The following is a 2,906-nucleotide window of genomic DNA, read 5'->3' as shown; positions in this document are numbered from 1 at the left end:
GCTCCGCCAGCAGCGGCACCCAGAGCTCGCCGCCGGCGAAGGCGAGCCGCGTCAGCCCGCGCTCCGGCGCGTGTTCCCCGACGCGGCAGGGCAGCACCACCCCCGCATCGCGCCGGCCGGCGAGCAGGGCCAGGTCGGTGCGCAGCGACAGCGCCTCCGGCGTGCCGCAGGCCAGCACGCGGCCCTCCCGCATCAGCACCAGCGTGTCGGCCAGCCGGTCCACCTCGTCCAGCGCGTGGGTGACGTAGAGGATGGGGATGCGCAGATTCTCGCGCAGGCGCTGGAAATAGGGCAGCAGCTCCGCCTTGCGCGGCGCGTCGAGCGCGGCCAGCGGCTCGTCCATCAGCAGCAGGGCAGGGCGGCTCAGCAGGGCGCGGCCGAGCGCCACGCGCTGCTTCTCGCCGCCCGAGAGCGCCGCCGGGCGCCGCCCCAGCAGATGCGGGATGCCGAGCAGCTCCACGACCTCCCCGAAGCCCGGCCCCGCCGCGCCGCGCGGCGCGCGCCTCATCCCGTAGCGGAGATTGCTCTCCACCGAGAGATGCGGGAACAGCCGCGCCTCCTGGAAGACCAGGCCGCAGCGGCGGCGCTCGGCCGGGATGTCGCGCCGTGCCGCGCTGTCGAACAGCACCGTCCCGCCGAGGGCGATGCGCCCCTCGCGCGGGCGCAGCAGCCCGGCGATGGCGGCCAGCAGCGTCGACTTGCCGCAGCCGGAGGGGCCGAACAGCACGGTGGTGCCGGGCAGCGGGGCCTCGAAGGCGGCATCGAGCCGGAAGCCGTCATCCCCGGCGAAGCCGTGGCGCAGCGCGACCTGCAGCATCACGCCGGCTCCCGCCCCAGCGCCCGGCGCAGCCGGCGCCCGGCCCATTCGGCCAGCAGCAGGCCCGCGACGGCCAGCGCGAAGGAAATGCCGGCGAGCTTGGCCGCCGTCGCCTCGCCGCCCGGGGTCTGGGTCGCGCTGTAGATCGCCAGCGGCAGGGTCTGGGTCTCGCCCGGAATGTTGGAGGCGAAGGTGATGACGGCGCCGAACTCGCCGAGGCCGGCGGCGAAGGCGGTGATGGCACCGGAAAGAATACCCGGCGCGATCAGCGGCAGGGTGATGGTGACGAAGCGGTCGAGCGGCCCGGCGCCCAGGCTGCGCGCCGCCGCCTCCAGCCCGGGGTCGAGCTGCTCCAGGCTCAGCCGCACGGCGCGCACGATCAGCGGGAAGGACATCACCGCGGTGGCCAGCGATGCGCCGGCGGTGGTGAAGACCAGGCGCAGCCCGAACCATTCGTTCAGAAGCCCGCCCACCGGGCCGCGGATGCCGAAGGTGACCAGCAGCAGCCAGCCCACCACCACCGGCGGCAGCACCAGCGGCAGGTGCACCAGCGCGTCCAGCACGGCGCGGCCAGGGAAGCGGCCGCGCGCCAGCAGCCAGGCCGCCAGCACCGCCGGCGGCAGGCCGAACAGCACCGAGCGCAGCGCGACCGAGAGGCTCAGCCGCACCGCCTCCCATTCCTCGGGCGTGAGGAAGCCGGTGGGATCCATGCCGCTCCCCGCGCCTCAGGGCGCCGGCACGGTGAAGCCGAGGCGGCGATAGACCGGCGCCGCCTGCTCCCCGGTGATGAAGTCGAGGAAGGCGCGCGCCTGGGCATTGCCTTCGGCGCGGCGGGCGAGGGCGAAGGGGTAGGTGACGGGCGGGTGGCTCTCGGCCGGGAAGTGGCCCAGCAGCCTCACCCCGCGCGAGGCGGCGGCGTCGGTGGCGTAGACGATGCCGAGCGGCGCCTCGCCGCGCTCGACCAGCAGCAGGGCGGAGCGGACATTGTCGGCCCGCGCCAGGCGCGGCGCGACGCGCTCCCACTGCCCCATCCAGCCCAGCGCCGCGCGGGCGTACTGGCCGACCGGCACGTTGGAGGGGTCGCCGGTGGCGATGCGCCCGCCCTGGCCGGCCAGGGCCAGCAGGTCGGTCTGCCGGGTGATCGCGAGCGGCGCCAGGCGGCTGTCGGCGGGGGCCACCAGCGCCAGCCGGTTGGCCAGCACGCTGCGGCGCGTCGCCGCCACGATCAGGCCGCGCTGCTGCACGTAGTCCATCCAGGGCTCGTCGGCGGAGGCGAAGAGGTCGGCCGCCGCGCCCTGCTCCATCTGCCGCGCCAGCGCCGAGGAGGCGGCGAAGGAGAAGCGCGGCGCCGCATGGCCGCCGGCGCGCCAGGCCTCGGCCAGGGCGCGCATCGCATCCGTCAGGCTGGCGGCGGCGAAGACGGTGGGCCCTGCCTCCGCCTGGGCGCGGGCGGCCGGGGCGCGGAGCGGCAGCAGGGCGGCGGCGAGCAAAACCCGGCGATGCATGGCGGGGACCGTGCGCTGTTCCCGAGCGGCTATAGCGCCCGGCCGCCCCCAGCGACAAGGCGGTGGCGCCCGGCGCCTGCCATCCGCTGCCGGGCGCCAGCGGCGCCCGGCCCTGACAGGAGGAAGAAGGGGGTCCGGGGGAATTCCTTCCCCCGGATCTTTTTCCGTTTGTCTCTCCAACCCGTGTCCGGGCGGCGGATTGACCGTCTCCGCCCCGCCCCGGTTACTGGCGCGATCCCGTTCCGGAGCCCGGATATGCGCCGCCTGACTCTGCTGACGACCCTGCTCGCCCTGCCGCTTGCCGCCCTGGCGCAGGAGCTGCCGGTGAGCGCCGTGGTGATGTCCTCCGGCGGGCTGATGCAGGTGGAGCGGCGCGGCGAGCTGCCGGCCGATGGCGTCGCGCGGTTCCGCGTGCCGCTGGAGGCGGTGGACGACGTGCTGAAGAGCCTGGTGGTGCGCGACCCGGCCGGGCGGGTGGAGAGCGTGCGGCTGCCGGCGGCCGACCTGGCGGGCGAGGCGTTCCGCGGCCTGCCGCTGCGGCCGGCCGATTTCGCCAGCCGCGCGGCGCTGCTGGGCGCGCTGCG

At 76.2% G+C, this 2,906-nt stretch carries 3 protein-coding genes and 1 pseudogene; 1 reads left to right on the top strand and 3 read right to left on the bottom strand.

Translation table 11 applies throughout. The features are described 5' to 3' along the window. The 3 genes from modC to modA form a co-directional block, all read right to left on the bottom strand. Positions 1 to 817, bottom strand: an 817-nt coding sequence (gene modC / locus HMPREF0731_RS17290) for a molybdenum ABC transporter ATP-binding protein (protein WP_083854554.1), incomplete at its 3' end; no start/stop codon positions are given. Then, complete coding sequence (modB, locus tag HMPREF0731_RS17285) at positions 817 to 1,527, bottom strand: molybdate ABC transporter permease subunit (RefSeq protein ID WP_007005472.1); 711 nt, start codon at positions 1,525 to 1,527, stop codon at positions 817 to 819. The genes modC and modB, both read right to left, overlap by 1 nt. 15 nt (positions 1,528 to 1,542) lie before the next feature. Further along, positions 1,543 to 2,322 (bottom strand): molybdate ABC transporter substrate-binding protein, encoded by a 780-nt coding sequence (gene modA, locus HMPREF0731_RS17280; protein WP_040613818.1) that lies wholly within the window; start codon positions 2,320 to 2,322, stop codon positions 1,543 to 1,545. A 255-nt stretch (positions 2,323 to 2,577) separates the two neighbouring features. On the opposite strand from modA, the pseudogene HMPREF0731_RS25705 reads away from it, so the two are divergent. Further along, positions 2,578 to 2,906: pseudogene (locus HMPREF0731_RS25705) on the top strand (DUF4139 domain-containing protein); the annotation flags it as partial.

Source organism: Pseudoroseomonas cervicalis ATCC 49957 (genome assembly GCF_000164635.1).
GTDB classification, from domain to species: domain Bacteria; phylum Pseudomonadota; class Alphaproteobacteria; order Acetobacterales; family Acetobacteraceae; genus Pseudoroseomonas; species Pseudoroseomonas cervicalis.
Note: the sequence above shows the minus strand (reverse complement) of the source record. Positions and strands in the feature narration are given on the sequence as shown.